The sequence below is a fragment of the Pseudomonas serbica genome, from assembly GCF_028823535.1.
GTDB lineage: Bacteria > Pseudomonadota > Gammaproteobacteria > Pseudomonadales > Pseudomonadaceae > Aquipseudomonas > Aquipseudomonas serbica.
The window spans coordinates 349,673-374,847 of record NZ_JAQIYM010000006.1 but is presented as its reverse complement, the minus strand read 5'-3'; the positions used below and the strand labels follow the sequence as shown (position 1 = coordinate 374,847).

At 61.1% G+C, this 25,175-nt stretch carries 23 protein-coding genes; 16 read left to right on the top strand and 7 right to left on the bottom strand.

From position 1 onward, the window contains the following. Positions 1-90: 90 nt before the first annotated feature. Positions 91-1,584 carry a CoA-acylating methylmalonate-semialdehyde dehydrogenase gene (locus tag NQL71_RS12480; protein ID WP_046816441.1) on the bottom strand — a complete coding sequence of 498 codons (1,494 nt, stop codon included), beginning with the start codon at positions 1,582-1,584 and terminating at the stop codon, positions 91-93. Between the two features lie 73 nt (positions 1,585-1,657). Then, complete coding sequence (gene aptA, locus NQL71_RS12475; RefSeq protein WP_274642713.1) at positions 1,658-3,007, bottom strand: omega-aminotransferase AptA; 1,350 nt, start codon at positions 3,005-3,007, stop codon at positions 1,658-1,660. A 139-nt stretch (positions 3,008-3,146) separates the two neighbouring features. On the opposite strand from aptA, the gene NQL71_RS12470 reads away from it, so the two are divergent. From NQL71_RS12470 to NQL71_RS12435, 8 genes are all read left to right on the top strand, one after another. Beyond that, complete coding sequence (locus NQL71_RS12470; RefSeq protein ID WP_046816443.1) at positions 3,147-4,067, top strand: LysR family transcriptional regulator; 921 nt, start codon at positions 3,147-3,149, stop codon at positions 4,065-4,067. 91 nt (positions 4,068-4,158) lie between these two features. Next, positions 4,159-4,809, top strand: coding sequence for a TetR/AcrR family transcriptional regulator (locus NQL71_RS12465; protein WP_077185307.1), 651 nt, complete (start codon positions 4,159-4,161; stop codon positions 4,807-4,809). A gap of 7 nt (positions 4,810-4,816) precedes the next feature. Then, entirely contained in the window at positions 4,817-5,398 is a 582-nt protein-coding gene (locus NQL71_RS12460; RefSeq protein WP_077185309.1) for an IMPACT family protein, read from the top strand. Between the two features lie 542 nt (positions 5,399-5,940). Beyond that, positions 5,941-7,494, top strand: a complete 1,554-nt coding sequence (locus tag NQL71_RS12455) for an ABC transporter ATP-binding protein (RefSeq protein WP_274642712.1) — start codon at positions 5,941-5,943, stop codon at positions 7,492-7,494. Positions 7,495-7,505: 11 nt separating this feature from the next. Beyond that, positions 7,506-8,612 carry an ABC transporter permease gene (locus tag NQL71_RS12450; RefSeq protein WP_046816446.1) on the top strand — a complete coding sequence of 369 codons (1,107 nt, stop codon included), beginning with the start codon at positions 7,506-7,508 and terminating at the stop codon, positions 8,610-8,612. Beyond that, positions 8,612-9,538: an ABC transporter permease gene (locus NQL71_RS12445; RefSeq protein WP_046816447.1), complete on the top strand. Its 927-nt coding sequence runs from the start codon at positions 8,612-8,614 to the stop codon at positions 9,536-9,538. The genes NQL71_RS12450 and NQL71_RS12445 overlap by 1 nt, the downstream gene beginning before the upstream one ends. A gap of 212 nt (positions 9,539-9,750) precedes the next feature. Beyond that, the gene (locus NQL71_RS12440; protein ID WP_046816448.1) at positions 9,751-10,434 is read left to right on the top strand and encodes an SDR family oxidoreductase; all 684 of its coding nucleotides are present in this window, start codon (positions 9,751-9,753) and stop codon (positions 10,432-10,434) included. A gap of 192 nt (positions 10,435-10,626) precedes the next feature. Further along, the gene (locus tag NQL71_RS12435) at positions 10,627-11,985 is read left to right on the top strand and encodes an 8-oxoguanine deaminase (RefSeq protein ID WP_046816449.1); all 1,359 of its coding nucleotides are present in this window, start codon (positions 10,627-10,629) and stop codon (positions 11,983-11,985) included. A 125-nt stretch (positions 11,986-12,110) separates the two neighbouring features. On the opposite strand, the gene NQL71_RS12430 is transcribed toward NQL71_RS12435, so the two are convergent. Next, positions 12,111-13,202: a calcium:cation antiporter gene (locus NQL71_RS12430; protein ID WP_166619436.1), complete on the bottom strand. Its 1,092-nt coding sequence runs from the start codon at positions 13,200-13,202 to the stop codon at positions 12,111-12,113. 284 nt (positions 13,203-13,486) lie between these two features. Here NQL71_RS12430 and NQL71_RS12425 point away from each other — a divergent pair, with 284 nt between their 5' ends. From NQL71_RS12425 to NQL71_RS12415, 3 genes are all read left to right on the top strand, one after another. Then, on the top strand, positions 13,487-14,560 hold the full coding sequence (locus tag NQL71_RS12425) for a BMP family ABC transporter substrate-binding protein (RefSeq protein ID WP_077185467.1): 1,074 nt from the start codon (positions 13,487-13,489) through the stop codon (positions 14,558-14,560). Positions 14,561-14,693: 133 nt separating this feature from the next. Further along, positions 14,694-15,662: a 2-oxoglutarate and iron-dependent oxygenase domain-containing protein gene (locus NQL71_RS12420; protein WP_274642711.1), complete on the top strand. Its 969-nt coding sequence runs from the start codon at positions 14,694-14,696 to the stop codon at positions 15,660-15,662. Positions 15,663-15,740: 78 nt separating this feature from the next. Next, entirely contained in the window at positions 15,741-16,694 is a 954-nt protein-coding gene (locus NQL71_RS12415) for an adenosine deaminase (protein WP_046819654.1), read from the top strand. Between the two features lie 102 nt (positions 16,695-16,796). Here the strand turns inward: NQL71_RS12415 and NQL71_RS12410 are convergent, their stop codons facing one another. Further along, on the bottom strand, positions 16,797-17,531 hold the full coding sequence (locus NQL71_RS12410) for an ArsR/SmtB family transcription factor (protein ID WP_274642710.1): 735 nt from the start codon (positions 17,529-17,531) through the stop codon (positions 16,797-16,799). 225 nt (positions 17,532-17,756) lie between these two features. Beyond that, complete coding sequence (gene vimR, locus NQL71_RS12405) at positions 17,757-18,686, bottom strand: transcription regulator VimR (RefSeq protein WP_046819656.1); 930 nt, start codon at positions 18,684-18,686, stop codon at positions 17,757-17,759. A 127-nt stretch (positions 18,687-18,813) separates the two neighbouring features. Between vimR and NQL71_RS12400 the strand changes: the two genes are divergently transcribed. After that, positions 18,814-19,827 carry a zinc-binding alcohol dehydrogenase family protein gene (locus NQL71_RS12400; RefSeq protein ID WP_274642709.1) on the top strand — a complete coding sequence of 338 codons (1,014 nt, stop codon included), beginning with the start codon at positions 18,814-18,816 and terminating at the stop codon, positions 19,825-19,827. A 145-nt stretch (positions 19,828-19,972) separates the two neighbouring features. Beyond that, positions 19,973-20,143, top strand: coding sequence for a hypothetical protein (locus tag NQL71_RS12395; RefSeq protein ID WP_162837847.1), 171 nt, complete (start codon positions 19,973-19,975; stop codon positions 20,141-20,143). A 1-nt stretch (position 20,144) separates the two neighbouring features. Here the strand turns inward: NQL71_RS12395 and NQL71_RS12390 are convergent, their stop codons facing one another. Together NQL71_RS12390 and NQL71_RS12385 are read right to left on the bottom strand one after the other, a co-directional pair. Beyond that, positions 20,145-21,347, bottom strand: coding sequence for a multidrug effflux MFS transporter (locus tag NQL71_RS12390; RefSeq protein WP_046819658.1), 1,203 nt, complete (start codon positions 21,345-21,347; stop codon positions 20,145-20,147). A gap of 91 nt (positions 21,348-21,438) precedes the next feature. After that, positions 21,439-21,636: a cation transporter gene (locus NQL71_RS12385; protein ID WP_046819659.1), complete on the bottom strand. Its 198-nt coding sequence runs from the start codon at positions 21,634-21,636 to the stop codon at positions 21,439-21,441. 159 nt (positions 21,637-21,795) lie between these two features. Here NQL71_RS12385 and NQL71_RS12380 point away from each other — a divergent pair, with 159 nt between their 5' ends. From NQL71_RS12380 to cueR, 3 genes are all read left to right on the top strand, one after another. After that, positions 21,796-22,179, top strand: a complete 384-nt coding sequence (locus tag NQL71_RS12380) for a hypothetical protein (protein WP_046819660.1) — start codon at positions 21,796-21,798, stop codon at positions 22,177-22,179. Between the two features lie 151 nt (positions 22,180-22,330). Next, positions 22,331-24,724, top strand: a complete 2,394-nt coding sequence (locus tag NQL71_RS12375; RefSeq protein ID WP_077185316.1) for a heavy metal translocating P-type ATPase — start codon at positions 22,331-22,333, stop codon at positions 24,722-24,724. Continuing rightward, a complete protein-coding gene (gene cueR, locus NQL71_RS12370) occupies positions 24,721-25,134 on the top strand; it encodes a Cu(I)-responsive transcriptional regulator (protein WP_077185317.1) in 414 nt (137 codons plus the stop codon). The genes NQL71_RS12375 and cueR overlap by 4 nt, the downstream gene beginning before the upstream one ends. The last annotated feature ends 41 nt before the right edge of the window (positions 25,135-25,175 follow it).

Below are 25,175 nucleotides of genomic sequence, written 5' to 3'. Positions count from 1 at the left end.
CACCTATTTTTCACAAAACTGTCATAGAGCTATCAAAGCCCCAAAAAACAAAAGGCCGACCCGTTGGGTCGGCCTTCTTTTCCCTTCTACTTACAAGCTAGGGAAAGCGAACTGCGAAGCTTCGTGGCTCGCACGTTGCGGCCAGCGCTGGGTGATCGCCTTGCGGCGGGTGTAGAAGCGCACACCATCCGGACCGTAGGCATGCAGGTCGCCGAACAGCGAACGCTTCCAGCCACCAAAGCTGTGGTAAGCCACCGGCACCGGCAGCGGTACGTTGACGCCGACCATGCCGACTTCGATCTCGTCGCAGAACAAGCGCGCCGCTTCACCGTCACGAGTGAAGATACAGGTGCCGTTGCCATACTCGTGATCGTTGATCAGTTGCATCGCCTCTTCCAGGCTATTGACCCGAACAACGCACAACACCGGCCCGAAGATCTCTTCTTTATAGATGCGCATTTCTGGGGTGACATTGTCGAACAGGCAGCCACCCAGGAAGAATCCTTCCTCATGACCGGCCACGGTCAGACCACGACCGTCCACTACCAGGGTCGCACCGGCTGCTACGCCGTCTTCCACATAACCGCTGACCTTGTCTCGCGCTTGACCGGTGACCAGCGGGCCCATGTCCAGACCGCAGGACGTGCCAGCACCGATTTTCAGCGCCTGGATCTGTGGAACCAATTTGGCTACCAGCGCATCTGCGACCTGGTCACCGACACACACGGCTACCGAAATGGCCATGCAGCGCTCACCGCAAGAACCGTAAGCCGCGCCCATCAGTGCACTGACAGCGTTGTCCAGATCCGCATCCGGCATCAGCACCGCGTGGTTCTTCGCACCACCCAGGGCCTGGACGCGCTTGCCGCGCTTGGTGCCTTCGCTATAGATGTACTCGGCGATCGGCGTCGAACCCACGAAGCTCAGTGCCTTGACTTCCGGCGCTTCGATCAGTGCGTCCACCGCCGTCTTGTCACCGTGCACCACGCTGAGTACGCCCTTCGGCAAGCCGGCTTCGAGCAATAATTGGGCGATCAGCAAAGTCGAGCTCGGGTCACGCTCGGAGGGCTTGAGGATGAAGCAGTTGCCGCAAACGATGGCCAGCGGGTACATCCACAGCGGCACCATGGCCGGGAAGTTGAACGGCGTGATGCCGGCCACTACGCCCAAGGGTTGGAAGTCGGACCATGCATCGATGTTCGGGCCGACGTTACGGCTGTATTCGCCCTTGAGGATTTCCGGCGCCGCACAAGCGAACTCGACGTTCTCGATACCGCGCTTCAGTTCACCGGCAGCATCTTCAAGGGTCTTGCCGTGTTCTTCGCTGATCAATTGCGAGATGCGCGCTTCGTTCTGCTCCAGCAATTGCTTGAAGCGGAACATGACCTGGGCACGTTTGGCCGGTGGCGTATTGCGCCAGGCCGGGAATGCAGCCTTGGCGGCGTCGATGGCGCTCTGGATGGTTTCGCGGGTCGCCAGCGGCAATTTGTGAATAGCCTGGCCGGTGGACGGGTTGAACACATCGACCGCGCGACCGTTTTCGGTCACCAGTTCGCCATTGATCAAATGCGGAATAACGCTCATGGAAGCTCCTGGAAAGTTGTCCACAGGCGCGCTCTGATTGGCGCGCCCGTTGTTCATATGTATAGAAGGAGAATCAGTCGATCTTGCCCAGCACTTCGCCGACCGCATCGAACAGGCGATCCAGGTCCTGCGGCTTGCTGTTGAACGTTGGGCCGAACTGCAGGGTGTCGCCGCCGAAACGCACGTAGAAACCTGCTTTCCACAAGGCCATGCCCGCTTCGAACGGACGCACGATGGCGTCGCCGTCACGTGGCGCGATCTGGATCGCACCCGCCAGGCCAAAGTTACGAATATCGATGATGTTCTTGGTGCCCTTCAGGCCATGCAGCGCGTTTTCGAAATGCGGTGCGACTTCGGCGACGCTCTGTACCAGGTTTTCCTTCTGCAGCAGGTCGAGTGCTGCCAGGCCGGCAGCGCACGCCACCGGGTGTGCGGAATAGGTGTAGCCGTGGGGGAATTCCACCGCGTATTCAGGCGTCGGCTGATTCATGAACGTCTGGTAGATCTCGGAGCTGGCAATCACCGCGCCCATCGGGATCGCGCCGTTGGTGACTTGCTTGGCGATGCACATCAGGTCTGGGGTCACGCCGAAGGTGTCCGCCCCGAACATGTTGCCAGTACGGCCGAAACCGGTAATCACTTCGTCGAATACCAGCAGGATGCTGTGCTGATCGCAGATCTCGCGCAGGCGCTTGAGGTAACCCTGCGGCGGAACCAGTACACCAGCGGAGCCGGCCATAGGTTCAACGAACACCGCAGCGATGTTCGAAGCATCGTGCAGTTCGATCAGCTTGAGCAGTTCGTCAGCCAAGGCGATACCGCCCTGCTCCGGCATGCCACGGGAGAACGCGTTGCTCGCCAGCAAGGTGTGTGGCAGGTGATCGACGTCCATCATCGCCTGGCCGAACAGCTTGCGGTTACCGTTCACGCCACCGAGGCTGGTACCGGCGATGTTCACACCATGGTAGCCACGGGCACGGCCGATCATTTTGGTCTTGGTCGACTGGCCTTTCAGGCGCCAGTAGGCACGCACCATTTTTACCGCGGTGTCGGCGCATTCGGAACCCGAGTCGGTGAAGAACACGTGGTTCAGGTTACCCGGGGTCAGGTCGGTGATTTTCTCGGCCAGCTGGAATGACAGCGGGTGACCGTACTGGAAGCCTGGCGAGTAATCGAGGGTGCCCAATTGCTTGGCGACCGCTTCCTGGATTTCCTTGCGCGTGTGCCCTGCGCCGCAAGTCCACAGACCGGACAGCGAGTCATAGACCCTGCGGCCCTTGTCGTCGATCAGCCAACTGCCCTCAGCCCCGACGATCAGGCGCGGATCGCGCTGAAAGTTGCGGTTGGCGGTGTACGGCATCCAGTGGGCATCGAGCTTGAGATGGCTGGCCAGGGATGTCGGGGCGTTTTCAGGCAAGTTCATGGGGGCAAACCTCGCAAGGCGATAAGCGGCTTAGGGATTGAAAACCGTTGTTGCAGCTAAATTGCCACGGGGATAAAGTCGGTGAAATCCAACTTTTCTAACCTTCAGTCAGCCCCTGACTAAACTATAGAGTAAGCGCATGTCCAGCCGTCGCCCCGATCCACTGGCGCAAGTCAGCGACTTTGATATTCGCCTGCTGCGGATCTTCCGCAGCGTGGTCGAATGCGGCGGCTTCTCCGCGGCAGAAACTGTCCTTGGTATCGGTCGCTCAGCCATCAGCCAGCAAATGAGCGATCTCGAACAGCGCCTGGGCTTGCGTCTGTGCCAACGTGGCCGGGCCGGTTTTTCCCTGACCGAAGAAGGTCGTGAGGTTTATCAATCGGCGTTGCAGCTGTTGAGTGCACTGGAGAGTTTCCGCACCGAGGTCAACGGCCTGCACCAGCACTTGCGCGGTGAGCTGACCATCGGCCTGACGGACAACCTGGTCACCCTGCCACACATGCGCATCACTCACGCCCTGGCGCAATTGAAGGAACGAGGTCCGGACGTGCAGATCCAGATCCGCATGATCGCGCCCAACGAAGTGGAACAGGGCGTGCTCGACGGTCGCCTGCATGTCGGCGTGGTGCCGCAGGCCAGTGCGCTGTCGGGGCTGGAGTATCAACCGCTGTATAGCGAGCGCTCGCTGCTGTATTGCGCAGTGGGCCACCCGCTGTTTTATGTCGATGACAAGCAACTGGACGACGAGCGCCTGAACAGCCAGGACGCCATCGCCCCGACCTTCCGATTACCGGCAGACATCCAGGCGCATTATCAGGCGCTCAACTGCACCGCCAGCGCATCGGACCGCGAAGGCATGGCGTTCCTGATCCTGACCGGACGCTACATCGGTTACCTGCCGGACCATTACGCCAGTCTTTGGGTGCAGCAAGGCCGGTTGCGCGCGCTGAAATCTAAAACCCGCTTCTATGATCTCAGCCTGGCATCGGTGACCCGCAAGGGACGTCGTCCTCATCTGGTACTGGAAAGCTTCCTGGAGAGCCTGGCCGCGACGCGTTGACCGTTGTTTTATCCCATCGGGACTTGTCTGGAGCCAGTGGGTGCGCTATCAACGTCATGCCCTGCAATCCCTCACTTGATCGGAAGTGCCCATGACCTTTGAAGTCCCAGCTCACAGCGGCAAACCCGCCAGCCGCATTCGTCAGAAGAACGAAGAGACCATCATCAAAGCCGCCGAGGACGAGTTCGCCCGTCACGGGTTCAAGGGCACCAGCATGAACACCATCGCCTTGAATGCCGGCTTGCCGAAAGCGAACCTGCACTATTACTTCACCAACAAACTGGGTTTGTACGTGGCAGTGCTGAGCAACATCATCGAGTTGTGGGACAGCACCTTCAATACCCTCACCGCTGAAGACGACCCAGCCGAAGCCCTGACCCGCTACATCCGCGCCAAGATGGAGTTTTCCCGGCGCCAGCCGCAAGCCTCCCGAATCTTCGCCATGGAAGTCATCAGCGGCGGCGAATGCCTGACCGAATATTTCAACCAGGACTACCGCACCTGGTTCCAGGGCCGTGCCGCGGTGTTTCAGGCGTGGATTGACGCTGGCAAAATGGACCCGGTCGACCCGGTGCACCTGATTTTCCTGTTGTGGGGCAGCACCCAGCATTACGCCGACTTCGCCACGCAGATCTGCCGGGTCAGCGGACGCAGCAAACTGACCAAGCAGGACATGGAAGACGCCGGCAACAACCTGATCCGTATCATTCTCAAAGGCTGCGGCCTGACACCCTCTCTCTAAGACCACTATGCCTTTTACCCTCAGCGACTTTTGCGAATACCGCGAAGAGATTCGCAAAAGCCGCTTCATCACCTTGGCCGCGCCGATCGGCAGTGCCGCCGAAGCCCAGGCCTTCATCGCCCAACACAGCGATCCGAACGCTACGCACAATTGCTGGGCGTGGAAGCTTGGCGATCAATACCGCAGTACCGACGACGGTGAGCCAGGCGGCACGGCCGGCCGGCCGATCCTGGCGGCCATCGATGCACAGGACTGTGACCAGGTCGCCGTGCTGGTGATTCGCTGGTATGGCGGCATTCAACTGGGCACCGGCGGACTGGCCCGGGCCTATGGCGGCGGGGCCAACAAATGCCTGCAAGCGGCGCCGAAGGTTGAGTTGATCAGCCGGGTGCCGGTGCGGTGCGCCTGTGCGTTCGGTGAGTTGGCGCTGGTCAAGCTTCGGGTCGCGGAACTCGGTGGCCTGGTGGTGCAAGAGGATTTCACGGCCAATGGCGTTGACTTGCAATTGGCGGTGGGTGCCGGGCAGATCGACACATTGCAAAAGCATTTGGCCGATTTGAGTCGCGGGCGGATTTTGTTGCAGCGTTGAAAAAGCAGGCTGCGATCTTTTGGGGCATGCGCTTTTTTTGCATATTCCATAGTTGCCCACATCCGCTGTGCACCCGGCTGTGGATAACCTGAGCACATAACGCTGTAACCCTTCTGTCATGCGGCTTTGCGGGGTTTGCTCATTTTTCGTCCATTTCGCCCTTCAATCCGTTAAATCCAATTAAAAACAATCAGTTAGAGTGGTTTAGCACTATTAGGAGATAGCCGCCCTGCCCTTATGCCCGTCCCTTGAGCTTGCGCACAAATACTGTGGAGCAATCTGTGGATAACCCGTTCATGGCTGGCGCGGCAGCCTATCCGGCATGGCTTGCCGTCCAGTGCTCATTTTTTGATCAAGACCCCCGCGCGCAAAATCGGAGCCGGCTCAACCGCCCTGCACTTATGTGGTGCCCGGTTAACAAGGGCTTTCAGCCTCGCAGCTCGCACAGCGGCCTGGCGCATGGGGGCCAGGCAAATTTCCTGACCTGATGGCCAGAAAATTGCTTTATCCACAGGCATGCACTCAATCGAACCGAGCCTGTCATGCCCATTGCCGATCCGACGCCCCGCCTGCAACTGAGCAGGATCACTAAACGCTACCCCGGCTGCCTGGCCAACGATGCCATCGACCTGACCATCGCACCGGGTGAAATCCACGCCCTGCTCGGCGAAAACGGCGCGGGCAAAAGTACCCTGATGAAGATCATCTACGGCGTCGTGCACGCCGACGCGGGTGAGATGTTCTGGCATGGACAGCCGGTAACCCTGCGTAACCCGGCCCAGGCTCGCGACCTGGGCATCGGCATGGTGTTCCAGCACTTCTCGCTGTTCGAAACCTTGAGCGTGACGCAAAACATCGCACTGGCCATGGGCCCGACGGCAGGCACGCCCCATCAGCTTGAACGCAGAATTCGTGAAGTGTCGCAACGCTACGGCATGGCGTTGGAGCCGCAGCGACTTGTCCACAGCCTGTCCATTGGCGAGCGGCAACGGGTGGAAATCATTCGTTGCCTGATGCAGGACATTCGCCTGTTGATTCTCGACGAACCGACCTCGGTGTTGACGCCCCAGGAGGCCGACGACTTGTTCGTGACCTTGCGCCGACTGGCCGCCGAGGGTTGCAGCATTCTGTTTATCAGTCACAAACTCGCCGAAGTGCGCGCGTTGTGCCACAGCGCCACCGTGTTGCGCGGCGGGCGAGTGGCCGGGCATTGCACGCCGGCCGAATACTCGGACCGGCAATTGGCGCGCCTGATGGTTGGCGATGCGGCGGAGCTGATCACCGATTACCCGAAAGTGGCGGGATCCGAGGTCTTTTTGCACATACAAGGCTTGTCCTGGCACAACCCGGACCCGTTCGGCTGTTCGCTCACGGCCATCAACCTTGCCGTGCACAGTGGTGAGATAGTCGGTATCGCCGGTGTCGCCGGCAATGGTCAGGATGAGCTGCTGGCACTGCTCAGCGGCGAAGAACGGCTGGGGCGCAATAACGGTGCAACCATCCGTTTCGGCGGCGAACCGGTCGCGCATTTACGTCCCGATGCCCGACGCCAGCGCGGACTGGCCTTCGTCCCCGCCGAACGCCTGGGGCATGGCGCCGTACCGGACCTGAGTCTGGCGGACAACGCCTTGCTGACCGCCTTCCAGCAAGGACTGGTGAGCAAGGGCCTGATCCAGCGCGGCAAGGTCCAGGCGCTGGCGCAAGACATCATCCGCCGCTTCGGGGTCAAGACAGCCGGTACCCAGGCACTGGCCCGCAGCCTTTCCGGCGGTAACTTGCAGAAATTCATCCTGGGTCGGGAAATTCTTCAACAGCCGAAGTTGCTGGTGGCCGCGCACCCGACCTGGGGCGTGGATGTCGGCGCGGCCGCGACCATTCACCGTGCGTTGATTGTTCTGCGTGATGCCGGCGCGGCGATCCTGGTGATCTCCGAAGACCTCGACGAATTGTTCCAGATCAGCGACCGCCTTGGGGCCTTGTGCGGCGGACAGCTATCGCCGCTCAAGGCCACCGTCGACACCCGTCTGACCGATGTCGGTGGCTGGATGGCCGGCCAGTTCGACGCCCCTCAATTATCCGCGTGCGCAACACGTTAACGGAGTCTCACATGCTGCTTTCTCTTGAACCCCGTGGCGAGCAATCGAGCCTGATGCTGTGGTGCTCGCCGCTGTTGGCGGCGATCCTGACCCTGGGCTGTGGCTCGTTGCTGTTTATCGCATTGGGCCACGATCCGTTGCTGACGTTGCATACGCTGTTGATCGCGCCCATCAGCGACCTTTATGGTCTCTCCGAATGGCTGGTAAAAACACTGCCGATTCTGCTCTGCGCACTGGGCCTGGCCGTTGCCTACCAGGCGCGAATCTGGAACATCGGCGCCGAAGGCCAGCTGCTGCTCGGCGCCTTGGCCGGCAGTGCGTTAGCGGTGAACATCATCGAGCTGCAAAGCCGCTGGGCGCTGGCCTTGATCCTGCTGACCGGGACCCTGGCCGGTGCCGCGTGGGCAGGGTTGACGGCATGGTTGCGCACGCACTTCAACGCCAATGAAATCCTCACCAGCATCATGCTCAATTACATCGCCCTGAACCTGCTGCTTTTCTGCGTTCACGGCCCACTGAAAGATCCGCAAGGGTTCAATTTTCCGCAATCGGCAATGTTCGGTGACGCCAGCCGCTTACCGCTGTTGATGGAGGACGGTCGGGTTCACGCCGGCGTGTATTTCGCCCTGCTCGCGCTGGTAGCGGTGTGGGTGCTGCTGCAAAAAAGCTTTGTCGGATTCCAGATCAAAGTGCTGGGACTGGACAAGCGCGCGGCCGGTTTTGTCGGCTTTCGCGAAAAGCGCCTGATCTGGCTGGCGCTGTTGATCAGCGGTGGCCTCGCGGGCCTGGCGGGTGCGTGTGAAGTGACCGGGCCAATCGGGCAATTGGTACCTCAAGTTTCACCGGGCTACGGCTACGCGGCGATCACCGTGGCGTTTCTCGGTCGGCTGAACCCCCTCGGCATTCTGTTCTCCAGCCTGTTGATGGCACTGCTGTACATCGGTGGAGAGAACGCGCAGATGAGCTTGAACCTGCCGCAAGCGATCACCCAATTGTTTCAGGGAATGATGCTGTTTTTCCTGCTGGCCAGTGATGTGCTGATTCTTTACCGACCCCGCTTGAATCTGAACTGGGCACGCCGTGCGCCCGCCACCGCCGTACAGGCTGGAGCGCTGTGATGGATATCGATCTGCTGAGCAACATTTTCTACGCCATGGTTCGCTGCGGTACGCCGTTGCTGCTGGTGGCGCTGGGCGAACTGGTGTGCGAGAAGAGTGGCGTACTCAATCTGGGCCAGGAAGGCATGATGCTGTTTGGCGCGGTGATTGGTTTCATCATCGCGTTCAGTACCGGCAACCTGTGGCTTGGCGTCTTGCTGGCGATGCTCGCCGGGATGCTGTTGTCCTCATTGTTTGCCCTGGTGGCGCTGGTCTTCAACGCCAACCAGGTGGCCACCGGGCTGGCCCTGACGATTTTCGGCGTGGGGCTGTCGAGCTTCGTCGGCGCGGCGTGGGTCGGCAAACCGTTGGCAGGCTTCGAGCCGCTGGCGATCCCTTACTTGAGCCAGATTCCGCTGATCGGGCGGATGCTCTTTGCCCAGGACTTGCTGGTGTACCTGTCATTCACGCTGTTTGCGCTGGTGACCTGGGTAACGCTGAAAAGCCGCGTAGGGCTGATCATCCAGGCGGTCGGCGAGAACCCGGATGCTGCCAGTGCCATGGGCTTGCCGGTATTGGCGGTGCGGGCATTGGCGGTGTTGTTCGGCGGCGCGATGGCCGGGTTGGCCGGCGCGTACCTGTCGCTGGCCTACACACCCATGTGGGCGGAAAACATGAGCGCCGGCCGCGGCTGGATCGCCCTGGCCCTGGTGGTGTTCGCCAGTTGGCGGGTATGGCGTTTGCTGCTCGGTGCGTATCTGTTCGGGCTCGCCAGCATCCTGCACCTGGTGGCCCAGGGGCTGGGGCTGGCGATTCCATCGAGTTTGCTGGCGATGCTGCCGTATGTCGCGACCATCGTGGTGCTGGTGCTGCTGTCCCGGGACAGGATACGCACGCGATTGTATGCGCCGGTTTCATTGGGGCAGCCGTGGCGGGCTGGGCATTAGTGGTTGTTTGGGTGGGCCTCATCGCGTGCAGGCTCGCTCCCACAGGGATTCCTGGCGCGGTATCAATCGATTTCACACAGCAGGATTTTTTGGGAGATTCCATGGTGCATGGGAACCCTGCAGCCTTAAACTCTTGTGTGATGAGTTGCACCAACGGCTCGGACAAGCTTGTCCATTGAATCCACGCCCCTGAACTTTCAAGGAAGCCACACATGTCCAGAACTGCACTGATCATCGGCGCCTCCCGGGGCCTTGGCCTCGGCCTGGTGAAAACCCTGCTTGCCGACGGCTGGCAAGTCACCGCCACCGTGCGCAATCCGCAAAACGCCGAGGCCCTCAAGGCGTTGGGCAATGTGCGGATCGAGAAACTCGACATGGACGATCAGCAAGCGGTGATCCAGCTGAGCCAGCAACTCAAGGACGAAGTCTTCGACCTGCTGTTCGTCAACGCCGGCGTCAAAGGTCCCGAGGTGCAGACGCCAAACGGTGGCGCGACCCTGGCCGAAGTCGGCCAACTGTTCTTCACCAACGCGGTGGCGCCGATCAACCTGGCCCAACGCTTCGCCGGACAAATCCGCCCGGACAGCGGCGTGCTGGCCTTCATGAGCTCGGTACTGGGCAGCGTGACCATGCCCGACGCGCCGGAATTGGCGCTGTACAAGGCCAGCAAGGCGGCACTCAATTCAATGACCAACAGCTTCGTCACTCAATTGGGCGAACAGAAACTGACCGTGCTGTCGCTGCATCCGGGCTGGGTGAAAACCGACATGGGCGGTGAAGGCGCGGACATCGATGTGGACACCAGCACGCGGGGGCTGGTGGATCAGGTGAATGCGTATGTGGGCAAGGGCGGGCATTACTTCATCAATTACCGGGGGGAAACCATTCCCTGGTAAAACCACCTTCCCCTGTAGAGCTGGCTTGCCGGCTCTACAGGGGGGATTTGCGTTGTCTGGTCGGGCCGGGCTTGCCGATAACGGCATTTTGCTCGACACTTCGCACCGCGCCTCCCCGGCGCCCCTGGATCAGCAGACAGGGCAACACTGAGCTGGCAACCCTGAACCCAACTTTCAGAGGAGCCGGCCAACATGCCTGCGACCCGTACCTGGTTAAAAAATCCCCTCGCCATTTTCACGGCCAACGGTCTCGATGCCCGTGGCGGCCTGGTGCTGCAAGACGGCGTGATCGTCGAAGTGCTTGGCCTCGGCCAACAGCCGGCGACGCCATGCAATGAAGTGTTCGACGCACGCGAGCATGTAATCCTGCCGGGACTGATCAACACCCATCATCACTTCTATCAAACCCTGACCCGCGCCTGGGCGCCCGTGGTCAACCAACCGTTGTTTCCGTGGCTGAAAACGCTGTATCCGGTCTGGGCACGCCTGACGCCGGAAAAACTCGCCCTGGCGAGCAAAGTCGCGTTGGCAGAACTACTGTTGTCCGGTTGCACCACAGCCGCCGACCACCATTACCTGTTCCCCGAAGGCCTGGAAAATGCGATCGACGTACAGGTCGAGAGCGTTCGCGAACTGGGCATGCGCGCCATGCTCACGCGTGGCTCCATGAGCCTGGGTGAAAAGGACGGAGGCCTGCCGCCGCAGCAAACCGTACAGGAAGGTGAAGTGATCCTGGCTGATAGCCAGCGCTTGATCGCCGAGTACCACGAACGCGGTGACGGCGCGCAAATCCAGATTGCCCTGGCGCCCTGCTCGCCCTTCTCCGTGACCCCGCAAATCATGTCCGCCAGCGCCGAACTGGCAAACAAACTCGACGTGCGCCTGCACACGCACCTGGCCGAAACTCTCGACGAAGAAGATTTCTGCCTGCAGCGTTTCGGCCTGCGCACCGTGGATTACCTGGACAGTGTCGGCTGGCTCGGCCCGCGTACCTGGCTGGCCCATGGCATCCACTTCAACCCGGACGAGATTGCCCGCCTCGGCGCGGCCGGCACCGGCATCTGCCATTGCCCGAGCTCGAACATGCGGCTGGCGTCCGGCATCTGCCCGAGCATCGAGTTGACCGAAGCCGGTGCTCCGCTGGGCCTGGGCGTGGACGGTTCAGCTTCCAACGACGCCTCGAACATGATCCTCGAAGCACGCCAGGCGTTGTACATCCAGCGCCTGCGCTACGGTGCCGAGAAGATCACCCCGGAACGCGTATTGGGCTGGGCCACCAAGGGCTCTGCACAATTGCTTGGTCGCAGCGACATTGGTGAAATCGCGGTGGGCAAGCAGGCGGACCTGGCGTTGTTCAAGCTTGATGAACTGCGTTTCTCCGGCAGCCATGATCCGGTTTCCGCCTTGTTGCTGTGCGGCGCAGACCGCGCGGACCGAGTGATGATCGGCGGCAAATGGCGAGTGATCGACGGGCAGGTCGAAGGGCTGGACCTGAAGGGACTGATTGCCGATCACAGCCAGGCGGCGCGGCAGTTGATCGCGGGCACCTGATTCAACACCGATAAAAACTGTGGGAGCGAGCCTGCTCGCGATGGCGGACCAACATTCAACATCTATGTTGACTGATACGACCTCATCGCGAGCAGGCTCGCTCCCACAATGGTTTTGTGGTGTTGTTAGAGGCCCAGCAGCGACAACATGATAAACGTCGCAAACAGCACGAAGTGGGTCATCCCTTCGATGGCGTTGGTTTCACCATCGTTGAGGTTGATCGCGCTGACGATCAGGGTGATGAAAATCATCACGGTCTGCACCGGGGTCATGGCCATCTGGAACGGCTGGCCGGTGTAGAGCGCCATTGCCTCCATCACGGGCACCGTCAGGATCACCGTCGACAGTGAGGCCCCCAGGGCGATGTTGACCACCGACTGCATGCGGTTGGCCAGGGCCGCGCGCAAGGCCGTCAGAATCTCCGGCGCGGCCGAGATGGCCGCCACCAGGATCGCCGTGATCACTGGCGGTGCGCCCGTCCCTTCCAGCCCCAGGTCGAGGGTCTTGGACATCACTTCGGCCAAGGCGCCGATCACCACCACTCCGAACACCAGGATGCCGATCGATAACGTCAGGCGGATCGGTGCGGGCTCCTTTTCCTGCGGTTCCTTCTTGCGACGTTTATCCGGGTAGCTGTAGCTGAAAAAGTAACTGTGCGGCCCGACCTGCATCCGCAAGAACAGGGTGTAGAGCACCACCATCGCGCCAATGGTGAACGCCGAATAGAGCTTCCAGTCGGCTTCGGGAATGAACTCGGGCACCACCATCGACACGCCCATGGCAGTCAGGATCATCACGCTGTAGCTGCGCGCCGAATCATCGTTGTAGGACTGTTCGCCATGCTTGAGCCCGCCCATCAACGCCGCCAGGCCGAGGATGCCGTTGATGTCGAGCATGACGGCTGAGTAAATCGTATCGCGCACCAGCGTGGCCGAGGCTTCGTTGCTCATCATGATCGCCAGGATCACCACTTCCACCAGCACGGCGGCCAGGGTCAGGATCATCGTGCCGTAGGGGTCGCCGACCTTTTCCGCGAGCAGTTCGGCCTGATGGGCGACGCGCATGGAGGCGGCGACGATAAACACGATCAGCACCAGTCCTGCAGATAGCGCCACCGCCTGGCCACTGTGCAGCAACCAGTGCTCCAGCGAGAACGCAACAATGGCGGCGATCAGGGCCAGCAGCAGAAAGGTTTCTTGCTTGAGAATCGTGAGCATGGCGGGCCTTTTGCCGTGGAGTAGCAATATGCGACTGACTGCGGTGCGGCGCTAACGTTCGTTTCACCTTAGCGCACCAGTGGATGGCAGCTGTGCCAGGCGCTGCACTTTTATCGGTCTTCTCAGCCTCTGCGCGGGCAAGCCCGCTCCTGCAGGATTTACGCAAGCCTTGTAGGAGCGGGCTTGCCCGCGAAGGCCTCCCTTCGGTCTAACGCCGATGTTGTCTTGTTGGTCAGCAATTTGCATTGGCCCTGCCCACACACAACAAAATGGGGTTCGAATTCATGCAAATACGTCCGCTGCATAAGCTGCTGTGCGCCGCCATCGGCCTGGGAATCAGCCTGACCGCCAGTGCCGCCGACCCGTTGAAAGTCGGCTTCGTCTATATCGGCCCGATCGGTGACCACGGCTGGACGTATCAGCATGAACAGGGGCGCAAGGCACTGGCGGAAAAACTCGGCGACCGGATCACCACCAACTATGTGGAAAACGTTGCCGAAGGCGCCGACGCCGAGCGAGTGATCCGCAACATGGCCAAGGACAAGTACGACCTGATCTTCACCACCTCGTTCGGTTACATGAACCCGACACTCAAGGTCGCCAAGCAGTTTCCCAACGTGACCTTCGAACACGCCACTGGCTACAAGCAGGACAAGAACCTGGGCACCTACCTGGCACGCACCTATGAAGGTCGCTACGTCGGCGGTTTCCTCGCGGCGAAGATGACCAAGAGCAAAAAGATCGGCTACGTCGCCTCGTTCCCCATCCCGGAGGTGATCCGCGACATCAACGCCATTCAACTGGCCCTGAACAAGTACAACCCTGGCACCGAGATCAAGGTGGTGTGGGTCAACTCCTGGTTCGATCCGGGCAAGGAAGCCGATGCCGCCAACGCGCTGATCGACCAGGGTGTGGATGTGGTGTTCCAGCACACCGACAGCCCGGCGCCGATCCAGGCTGCTGAACGTCGCGGCGTGTATGCCGTGGGCTACGCTTCGGACATGGCGCACTTCGGCCCCAAGGCGGTGCTGACCTCCATCGTCAACGACTGGGCGCCGCATTACCTGCAAGCGACCCAGAGCGTGATCGACCACACCTGGAATACCCAGGATTACTGGGGTGGCCTGAAGGAAGGCACCGTTGAACTGCCGATCAGCGACCTGGTGCCGGCGCCGGTGAAGATCGAAGCCGAGCAGATCATCGCCGACATCAAGAGCGGCGCGCTGCAGCCGTTTACCGGGCCGATCAAGGACCAGGCCGGGGTCGAGAAAATACCTGCGGGGGTCAGCGCGACGAATACGGAGCTGGCGTCGATGAATTATTACGTGGAAGGCATGAAGGCCGACATGCCGAAATAATACACCGCCCCCCTGTAGGAGCTGGCTTGCCAGCGAAGAGGCAATCACATCCAACATCTCTGTTGAATGGGAGTCCGCCTTCGCTGGCAAGCCAGATCCTACAAGGGCATTTCGTCCTCAACAGGTCAGAGACATGAACCAGCTTCCGATCATAGACATCGCCCCACTCTACCGTGATGACTCATCCGCCTGGCAATCCATCGCCACTCAAATCGACCTCGCCTGCCGCGAATGGGGTTTCTTCTACATCAAGGGTCACCCAATCAGCGTGGAGCGCATCGATGCCGTGCTCGACAGCGCCAAGCAATTTTTCGCCCTGCCCACCGCCGAAAAGCTCAAGATCGACATCACCCAGACCCGCCACCATCGCGGTTACGGCGCCATCGCCACCGAGCAACTGGACCCGGGCAAACCCAGCGACCTGAAAGAAACCTTCGACATGGGCCTGCACCTGCCGCTCGACCATCCCGACGTGCTGGCGGAGAAACCGTTGCGCGGCCCCAACCGCCACCCAGCGGTGCCGGGCTGGGAAGCACTGATGGAGCAGCATTACGTCGACATGCAGGCGCTCGCGCAAACCCTTTTGCGGGCCATGACGTTGGCGCTCGGCATCGAGCGGGACTTTTTCGACACACGCTTTGTCGAGCCGGTCAGCGTCTTGCGGATGATTCACTACCCGCCGCGCCACACCGCCAGCTCCGTCGAGCAGCAAGGCGCTGGCGCCCATACCGATTACGGCTGCATCACCCTGCTCTACCAGGATGCCGCCGGTGGCCTGCAAGTCAGGAACGTACAAGGCGAATGGATCGATGCCCCGCCGATCGAAGGGACGTTCGTGGTCAACCTCGGGGACATGATGGCGCGCTGGAGCAACGACCGTTACCTGTCGACGCCACACCGGGTGATCAGCCCGTTGGGCGTGGATCGGTATTCGATGCCATTCTTTGCCGAACCGCACCCCGACACCCGCATCGAATGCCTGCCCGGGTGCCAGGACGAGCAGCAGGCGGCGAAATACCCGGCCACCACGTGCGCCCAATTCCTGCTCTCACGCTTCGCCGATACTTATGCTTATCGACGGGAGCAGGAGGCGCTGGAATGAACCGGCTGGTCAGGTTTTACCAATTAATGCAGCGGGCATCTGTAGAATGGCGCCATTGCACCTGATGAGAAAAGAATTATGTACGACTGGCTGAATGCCCTGCCCAAGGCAGAACTGCACCTGCACCTGGAAGGCTCGCTGGAGCCCGAGCTGCTGTTTGCCCTGGCCGAGCGCAACAAGATCGCCCTGCCGTGGAGCGATGTCGAAACCCTGCGCAAGGCCTACGCCTTCAATAACTTGCAGGAGTTCCTCGACCTGTACTACCAGGGCGCCGACGTACTGCGCACCTCCCAGGATTTCTACGACCTGACCTGGGCCTATCTGTTGCGCTGCAAGGCGCAGAACGTGATTCACACCGAACCGTTCTTCGACCCGCAGACCCACACTGACCGCGGCATTCCATTCGAAGTGGTGCTCAACGGTATCGCCGCCGCGTTGAAAGACGGTGAGCAGCAGTTGGGCATCACCAGCGGCTTGATCCTGAGCTTCCTGCGCCACTTGAGCGAAGAGCAGGCGCAGAAAACCCTCGACCAGGCGCTGCCGTTCCGCGATGCGTTTGTCGCCGTGGGCCTGGACAGCTCCGAAATGGGGCACCCACCGAGCAAATTCCAGCGGGTGTTCGACCGCGCCCGCGGCGAAGGTTTCCTGACCGTTGCCCACGCCGGTGAAGAAGGCCCGCCCGAGTACATCTGGGAAGCCCTCGATTTGCTGAAGATCCAGCGTATCGACCATGGCGTACGCGCCATCGAAGACGAGCGCCTGATGCAGCGCATCATCGACGAGCAGATCCCGCTGACCGTGTGCCCCCTGTCCAACACCAAGCTCTGCGTGTTCGATCACATGTCGCAGCACAATATTCTCGAGATGCTCGAGCGTGGCGTGAAAGTGACCGTGAACTCGGATGACCCGGCGTACTTCGGCGGTTACGTCACCGAAAACTTCCATGCCCTGTATACCGATCTGGGCATGACCCAGGACCAGGCCAAGCGCCTGGCACAGAACAGCCTGGATGCCCGGTTGGTAAAACCCTGAGATCTACCGGATTCTTCTGTAGGAGCAAGCTTGCTCGCGATAGCGGTTTGGCATTCAACATTGATGTTGACTGACACTGCGTCATCGCGAGCAAGCTTGCACCTACAGGACCACTTCCAGCTCGGTCTGTTTGGCGAACCGGTGAAATTCTCGCTGTCCGGCGGCGGTGAGCTGCAAGGCACGTGAATCCATCGGCAGGCTCAACCATCCGGACTGCATGAACAGCTGCAACAACGCCGCACCCAGGGCGCCGCCCAGGTGCGGGCGTCTTTCGCTCCAATCGGGGCACGCACAGGCGACCTTGCCGTGACGGTGGGCCAACGCCTGAATGAAGACACCGCGCGCCGCCAACTGCGTCGCACCCTTGAGCGTGATCGTGACCCGCTGATCGAACTGTTCGATCCAGTCTGCGTCCAGCAGGCGCTGGTACAGATCGGCGGCCAGCGTGCCGCCCAAATGATCCTCGCACAGACGCGCGCGCAACAGCGACGAACCGCTTGGCCGAGGTTTGGCCATGGGGGCGGTGCGTTTGAAAATATCCGGGATATCTTGCGGTGCGCTGGCCAGCGTGGCGCTGGCCAGCGCTTCGATCGCGGCACCGACTTCGGGAGCCATGAGACGGAAGAAGCGCTTTCGCCCACGGGCCTCTACTTTCAGCAGACCGCCGGCGGACAACCGCCCCAGGTGCGCACTGGCCGAAGAAGGTGACAGGCCGGTCATCAATGCCAGTTCTTCGGTATGTCGTGCCGAGCCATCCATCAAGGCCCACATCATTGCGCTGCGCTTGGGGTCAGCCAGCAATGTGGCTATCTGGCTGATGCAAGGTGCATGTTCCATGTATTCACTCCCTGTTGAATCGTTTCGTCCTGCTGCAAAGAGCTATCTTGACCAGTCATGGGCCGTCGGCCAAACGTGGAAACTGCCTTAACCGGGTTCGCCATTGCGATCGACGGTGCGTACACGCGGTGAGCGTCAGTATAGGCGGGTTGAGCGCCAGATCCTGCTCCAGGCCAACCGTTGATGGTGATAGTTCCTGAGGGAAATTTCGCTTTTTGCCTGCGACTAATGATCGATGCCCGATACCCCTGGAAAATGACTGCTCAAACGGGTGCATCGGCTGGCAAGCATTTCCCGCAAAAGGTTCACCGGCTTACTCAATTGTGCGCGATGGGCGCACAGCAGATTCAGCGGAGCGCGCTCACAGAGCAGCTCCGGCATCAGCACTCTCAAGCGCCCGGCGAGCACATCGGCTGCCACATCGAGCCACGATTTGTACGCGATCCCTGCTCCGGCCACCGCCCACAGGCGAACGACATCGGCATCGTCAGTGAAGCGATCGCCACTGACGGTCAAGCCAACCTCGCGCTTGCCGTCATGAAAACGCCAGTGATCGTGGACCCGGCCGCCCAGCATGAACAGCAGGCAATTGTGCTGGGCCAGTTGTTCCAGTTGGCGCGGCTCGCCATGCCGGGCGAGGTATTCGGGCGCGGCACACAACACACGACGATTGTGTGGAGCGATGGGCAGCGCCACCAGGCTGGAATCTTCGGGCTCGCCGTAGCGCAGGGCGATGTCTACCGGCTGGCGAAACAGATCGGCGATGCGATCGCCCAGTAATAGTCGCACGGTCAGCTTCGGGTGCTCGCGCTGGAACTCGTCCAGCCAGGGCAGCAACAGATTGCGACCGAAGTCCGACGGTGCCGACAGCTGCAAGACTCCACTGACCTGATCCTGGCCGCTGGCCAACAACCGCCGGCCTTCGTCGAGATGGCTCAAGGCCGCCCGGGCGTACTCGAGAAAACCTTCGCCTTCGGCGGTCAGGCGCAGGCTGCGAGTCGAACGTGCGAGCAGTCGGGCGCCCAACTGCTGTTCGATGCGTTTCAACGCTGCGCTCGCCACTGCCGGCGACATGTCCATGCCGCGTGCTGCCGCGGACAGGCTGCCCAGGTCCGCCGCCCGTACGAACAACTGCAAATCATCGAATCGCAGCATATGAAGCCTTTATTATCAAAAAAATATTGAAAGAGACTGCTGTTTTAGCGGGTTTTATCTTCCAGAGAAATAGCCAATCATCCGCCCCATCAACTCCATTTCTCATATAGCTACCTGGGAGTCTTCCATGAAAGCCGTTGCCTATTACGCCTCGTTGCCGATCAGCGATGAAAATGCCCTGCAAGACATCGAACTGCCGGAGCCGGTCGCTGGCCCCCGTGACTTGCTGGTGGAAGTCAAAGCCATCTCGGTCAACCCGGTCGATACCAAAGTCCGCCAAAACGTCCAGCCTGAAGCGGGCGTGGCCAAAGTGCTGGGCTGGGACGTGGCCGGCGTGGTCAAGTCGGTTGGCAATGAAGTGACCTTGTTCAAGGCGGGCGACAAGGTCTTCTACGCGGGCTCCATCGCCCGCGCCGGTGGGAATAGCGAGCTGCACGTGGTGGATGAGCGAATCGTCGGCCATATGCCGAAAACCCTCGGATTCGCCGAAGCCGCTGCCCTGCCGTTGACGGCCATTACCGCGTGGGAGTTGCTCTTCGAGCGCTTGCAAGTGCGCGAAGGCAAGACCGATGAAGGACAGAGCCTGCTGATCGTCGGTGCGGCCGGTGGCGTCGGCTCGATCCTTACGCAACTGGCCAAACAGCTTACGGGGTTGAACGTGATCGGTACCGCTTCGCGCCCGCAAACCCAAAGCTGGGTGACTGCACTGGGCGCCGACCAGGTGATCGACCACAGCCAGCCGTTGAGCGAAGCACTCAAGCGCGCCGGCATCGATCAGGTGACCCATGTCGCCAGCCTGACCCAGACCGACCATCACCTCGATCAACTGGTCGAGGCGTTGGCACCGCAAGGCAAACTGGCGCTGATCGACGACCCGAAAAGCCTCGACGTGACCAAGCTCAAGCGCAAGAGCCTGTCGCTGCACTGGGAGTTCATGTACACCCGCTCACTGTTCGAGACCCCGGACATGATCGAACAGCACAAACTACTCAACCGGGTCGCCCAACTGATCGATGCCGGGACCCTGAAAACCACGGTGGGCGAGCACTTCGGCAGCATCAATGCGGCCAACCTGCGGCGTGCCCATGCACTGCTGGAGAGCGGCAAGTCCAAGGGCAAGATCGTGCTGGAAGGGTTCTAAGGGAGCGAAATCGAAAGATCGCAATCTGCGATCTTTCGATCTTCAAACCGTCAGTCTGAAGGTTGGCGGTTGTCACAATTGCGATGCTATTCAGGACTACAATCGAAGCCTCTGCGAGACAATCTTTTACTTGAGGAGGTCAGTAATGAAGATCCTGATAAAAGAATTGGCAAAGTCCCAGTGGCAGGTCCGCCTGGATCAACACGCCGTTACCTTCCGCAGCGAAGCCGAAGCGCGCGCCTTCACCAACACCCTTGAAGCGCGATTGCACGCCCCTCACCAGATACCCGACCGCCAACAGCGCACTGCTGGCTGAGTCAGCCCTCGACCTGGGCCTGCACCAGTGCCCGGGCATTTTGCAGACGCCGGGTGAGCATCGCCGCGCTCACCACCAGAATCCCGCACAGGCTGATGACCATGGCCATCGGCATGGCGCTGCCGTCGTGCAAAACACCCACCAGCGCCGCGGCGCCTGCCGCGACACTGAATTGCAGGCATCCGAGCATTGCCGAAGCGCTGCCGGCGCGGGCGCCCTGGCCGTTCATCGCGCAGGCCGAGGCATTGGGCAGGATGCAGCCCAGGCTGGCGATGCAGAAAAACAACGGAATCAGCAACGGCCAGAGCTGTTCGGTGTGCAGTGCACTGACGGCGAGCAACGCCAGGCCGGCACCGAGGTAAATCCACACTGTGCGTGTCAGCAGGAATGCCGGGCCACGCTTGGCCAACAGCCGCGCGTTGACCTGGGCCACCAGAATGAACCCCGCCGCGTTGGCACCGAAGAACCAGCCAAAGTGTTCGGCCGGGACGCCATAGAGTTTGATGAAGATGAATGGCGACCCGGCGATGTAGGAGAACATGCCGGCGATGGCGATACCGCCGGTCATGGCATGGCCGAGGTACACCGGATCCTTCAGCAGGCGTGTGTACTGACGCAACGCTCCAGCCAGGGGCTGGCGTGGCAAATGGGCGGGCATGCTTTCCGGCAAACCCAGGGCCACAGCCAAGCCTGCCATCGCGCTGAAACCGGTCAGCGCCAGGAAGATCGACTGCCAGCCCGTCGTGTTGACCAGCAATCCGCCAAGCATCGGCGCAAGGATCGGCGCCAGGCCCATCACCAGCATCAGCTGCGAAAAGACTTTCGCCGAACCCACCGCATCGCATTTATCGCTGACCACCGCCCGCGAGATCACCATTCCCGCGCAACCGCCCAGTGCCTGGACGAACCGTGCGCCGATCAGCCACTCCAGGTTCGGCGCATAGGCGCATGCCAATGAAGCGGCGGTAAACAGCCCGACGCCGATCAACAGGGGAATGCGTCGACCGAAACGATCCGCCACCGGGCCGTAGGCCAGCTGGCCGATGGACAGGCCAAGGAAATAAGCGGCCAACGTCAGCTGGACGTGTTTTTCGTCCGTGCCGAAGGCGAGCGCCATCGCCGGGAACGCCGGCAGGTAGAAATCGATCGCCAGCGGACCAAAAGCGCTCAAGGCGCCAAGAATCAGGATTGTGCGAAAATTCATCAGGCATCCATGGGGCAGAAGTCGGCAGCCCGACAGTCTAGCCGGGCATGGACGCCTTGAACATTAAGTTAGCTCGCTAACTATTAAAAATTCAGGCCAGCTTGACGCTGTAGCCTTCTTCACTGATGAGCTCGATCACTTGATCGGTGGTCAATGTGCTCTCGACCCCGACCTCCCGGGCTGCCAGATCGACGCGCACACTCGCCGCCGGATCCCTGGCCTGTACCGCCTGGGTGATCGCCTTGACGCAGTGACCGCAGGACATGCCTTCAACGTTGAACACTTGCATGGATGACTCCTTTAATGTGGCGTTTGAATGGGCTGACCTGCAGTCTCGAGCTTGCCACCATGGCAAGGTCAAGTTCTGCCGTGAACGGCCGGGCTGGCAATCGGCTGCGCGCTCGGCCAAGCTGCGTTCATCTACGATTTGACTTCAGGAGATTCAGCCATGCGCTGGTCAGCTTTCAGCCTGTTTGGCCTGCTTGGCCTTTTCGCCGCCACCTCCTCGGTCAATGCCGCGGGGGAGGATTATGGCGTGCTGATCATTTCCCGTGAGCGCCTGGAAGTCGCGACCAGCTGCGAGATTGGCGTGTACATCCAGGACCAGTTGGCGGCACGGCTGTTCCAGGAGCAAAGCACTTCGTTCAACCTGCCGCCGGGCAATGTCTCACTGCGCCTCAAGCTGCTGCCGGGCCAGGCGCCTGGGTGTAACCCGGGGATGCTGGCGCCGGGTTCGCAAGACATTCAGTTGAGGGCCGGGGACGTCGTGAAGTACCGGATTGCGATGACGCAGGATGGGATGTATCTCAAGCGTGCGGGGCTTGGCTACTGATTACCACCGATCCTGTAGGAGCCGGCTTGCCGGCGAAGGCGTACTCAAGATCGCCTTCTGTAGGAGCCGGGTCACCCATCGATCTTTGCGCTTGACCTTGCCAGCATGGCAAGGTTGATCCTGTAGGTATCTTCTACAGGGAGCGTGACCGATGTCCGAATCCACTACTTTCGATCTGCCGATTACCGGCATGACCTGCGCCAGCTGCGCCGGGCGTGTCGAGCGCGCCTTGAGCAAAGTCATCGGCGCCAGTGCCGTCAGCGTCAACCTGGCCACCGAGCAGGCACGGGTCCAGGCACCGGTCGACAGCCTGCCGGCCTTGATGGATGCGGTGGAAAAGGCTGGCTACAGCGTGCCGCAGCAGCGCCTGGAATTGAGCATCGACGGCATGACCTGCGCCTCCTGCGTGGGCCGGGTCGAACGGGCGCTGAGCAAAGTGCCGGGGGTCAAGAGCGTCAGCGTCAACCTGGCCAACGAACGCGCTCATCTGGAGCTGCTCGGGCAGGTCGACCCACAAACATTGATCGCGGCCGTGAGCAAAGCCGGTTACGCCGCCAGCGTCTGGCAAGACGATCAGCCGCATATCGACACTCAACAAAGCCGATTGCAACGCGAGCGCTGGGCCTTGATCGCCGCCATTGCCCTCGCCTTGCCGCTGGTCTTGCCGATGTTGCTGCAACCGTTCGGGGTGCACTGGATGCTCCCGGCCTGGGTGCAATTCGCCCTGGCCACACCGGTGCAGTTCATCTTCGGCGCGCGCTTTTATGTGGCCGCCTGGAAAGCCGTGCGTGCCGGCGCCGGCAATATGGACTTGCTGGTCGCGCTGGGCACCAGCGCCGGTTATGGCTTGAGCCTCTACGAATGGGCGACCGCCGCCGGGGGCATGCCGCATCTGTACTTCGAAGCCTCGGCCGTGGTGATTGCTTTGGTGCTGTTGGGCAAATACCTGGAAAGCCGCGCCAAACGCCAGACCGCCAGCGCCATTCGCGCCCTGGAAGCGCTACGCCCGGAGCGGGCGATCCAGGTGATCGATGGTCGCGAGCAGGAAGTGGCGATCAGCGCTCTGCGTCTCGATGACCTGGTCATGATCAAGCCCGGCGAACGCTTTCCGGTGGACGGTGAAGTGGTTGAGGGCCAGAGCCATGCCGACGAAGCCCTGATCAGCGGTGAAAGCCTGCCGGTGCCCAAGCAGCCCGGGGACAAGGTCACGGGCGGCGCGATCAATGGCGAAGGCCGGTTGCTGGTGCGCACCCAGGCCCTTGGCGCGGAAACCGTGCTGGCGCGGATCATTCGCCTGGTGGAGGACGCCCAGGCGGCGAAAGCGCCGATCCAGAAACTGGTGGACAGGGTCAGTCAGGTGTTCGTCCCGGTGGTCTTGCTGCTGGCGTTGGCGACCTTGATCGGCTGGTGGCTGTATGGCGCTCCACTGGAGACCGCATTGATCAACGCCGTGGCGGTGCTGGTGATCGCCTGCCCTTGCGCCCTGGGCCTGGCCACGCCAACGGCGATCATGGCTGGCACCGGGGTCGCAGCGCGCTACGGCATTCTGATCAAGGATGCCCAGGTGCTGGAGCGAGCCCATGACGTCAACGCCGTGGTGTTCGACAAGACCGGCACGCTGACCTCTGGCACGCCACGTATAGCCCACCTGAGCGCCCTCGATGGCGACGAAGCCAGCCTGCTGCAATGGGCCGGCGCCCTGCAACGGGGCAGCGAGCATCCACTGGCCAAGGCCGTGCTGGATGCCTGCGCCGAGCGCGGCCTAACCGTGGCCGACGTCACCGACAGTCAATCCCTGACCGGTCGAGGCATTGCCGGAACTCTTGAGGGGCGGCGCCTGGCGCTGGGCAATCGGCGCCTGCTGGAAGAAAGCGGCCTGGCCGCTGGCGACCTGGCGAGTTCGGCAAGCGCGTGGGAAACCGAAGGCCGGACCTTGTCCTGGTTGATCGAGCAAAGCCCCGAGCCGAAGGTGCTGGGCCTGTTCGCCTTCGGTGACACGCTCAAGCCTGGAGCGCTGCAAGCGGTGCAGCAACTGAGCGCGCGCAACATCAGCAGTCACCTGCTGACCGGTGACAACCAAGGCAGCGCCAACGTGGTCGCCAAGGCGCTGGGTATCCAGGATGTGCACGCCGAAGTCCTGCCGGCGGACAAGGCCGCCACTGTCGCCGCGCTGAAGCAAAACGGCGTGGTGGCGATGGTCGGCGACGGCATCAACGATGCGCCTGCACTGGCCGCGGCCGACATCGGCATCGCCATGGGTGGCGGCACCGATGTGGCCATGCATGCGGCCGGCATCACGTTGATGCAGGGCGACCCACGGCGGGTGCCGGCGGCGCTGGAGATTTGCCGCAAAACCTACGCGAAGATCCGGCAGAACCTGTTCTGGGCCTTTGTCTATAACCTGATCGGCATTCCATTGGCCGCCTTCGGCTTCCTCAATCCGGTACTGGCCGGCGCGGCCATGGCGTTGTCGAGCGTCAGCGTGGTGAGCAATGCGCTACTGTTGAAAACCTGGAAACCCGAGGATCTGGAGGACAAGCGATGAACATCGGCCAAGCGGCCCGCCACAGCGGCCTGAGCGCAAAGATGATCCGTTACTATGAGTCCATCGGCTTGCTCAAGGCGGCTCATCGCACCGACAGCGGCTATCGGGTGTACGGCGATGACGACCTGCACACGCTGGCGTTCATCAAACGCTCACGGGACCTGGGGTTTTCCCTGGAGGAAGTCGGCAAGCTGTTGACCCTCTGGCAGGATCGCCAGCGCGCCAGTGCCGATGTGAAAGCGTTGGCCCGCCAGCATATCGATGAGTTGAACCAGAAGATCCGTGAGCTGGGGCAGTTGCGCGATACCTTGCAGGATCTGGTCGAGCACTGTCAGGGGGATGATCGGCCGGATTGTCCGATTCTGAAAAATCTTGAATCGGGGTGCTGCGCCAAACCCGTTTCGGCCTGAAGTATTTGATGGCGGCACCCACAAAAAACCCGGCCGAAGCC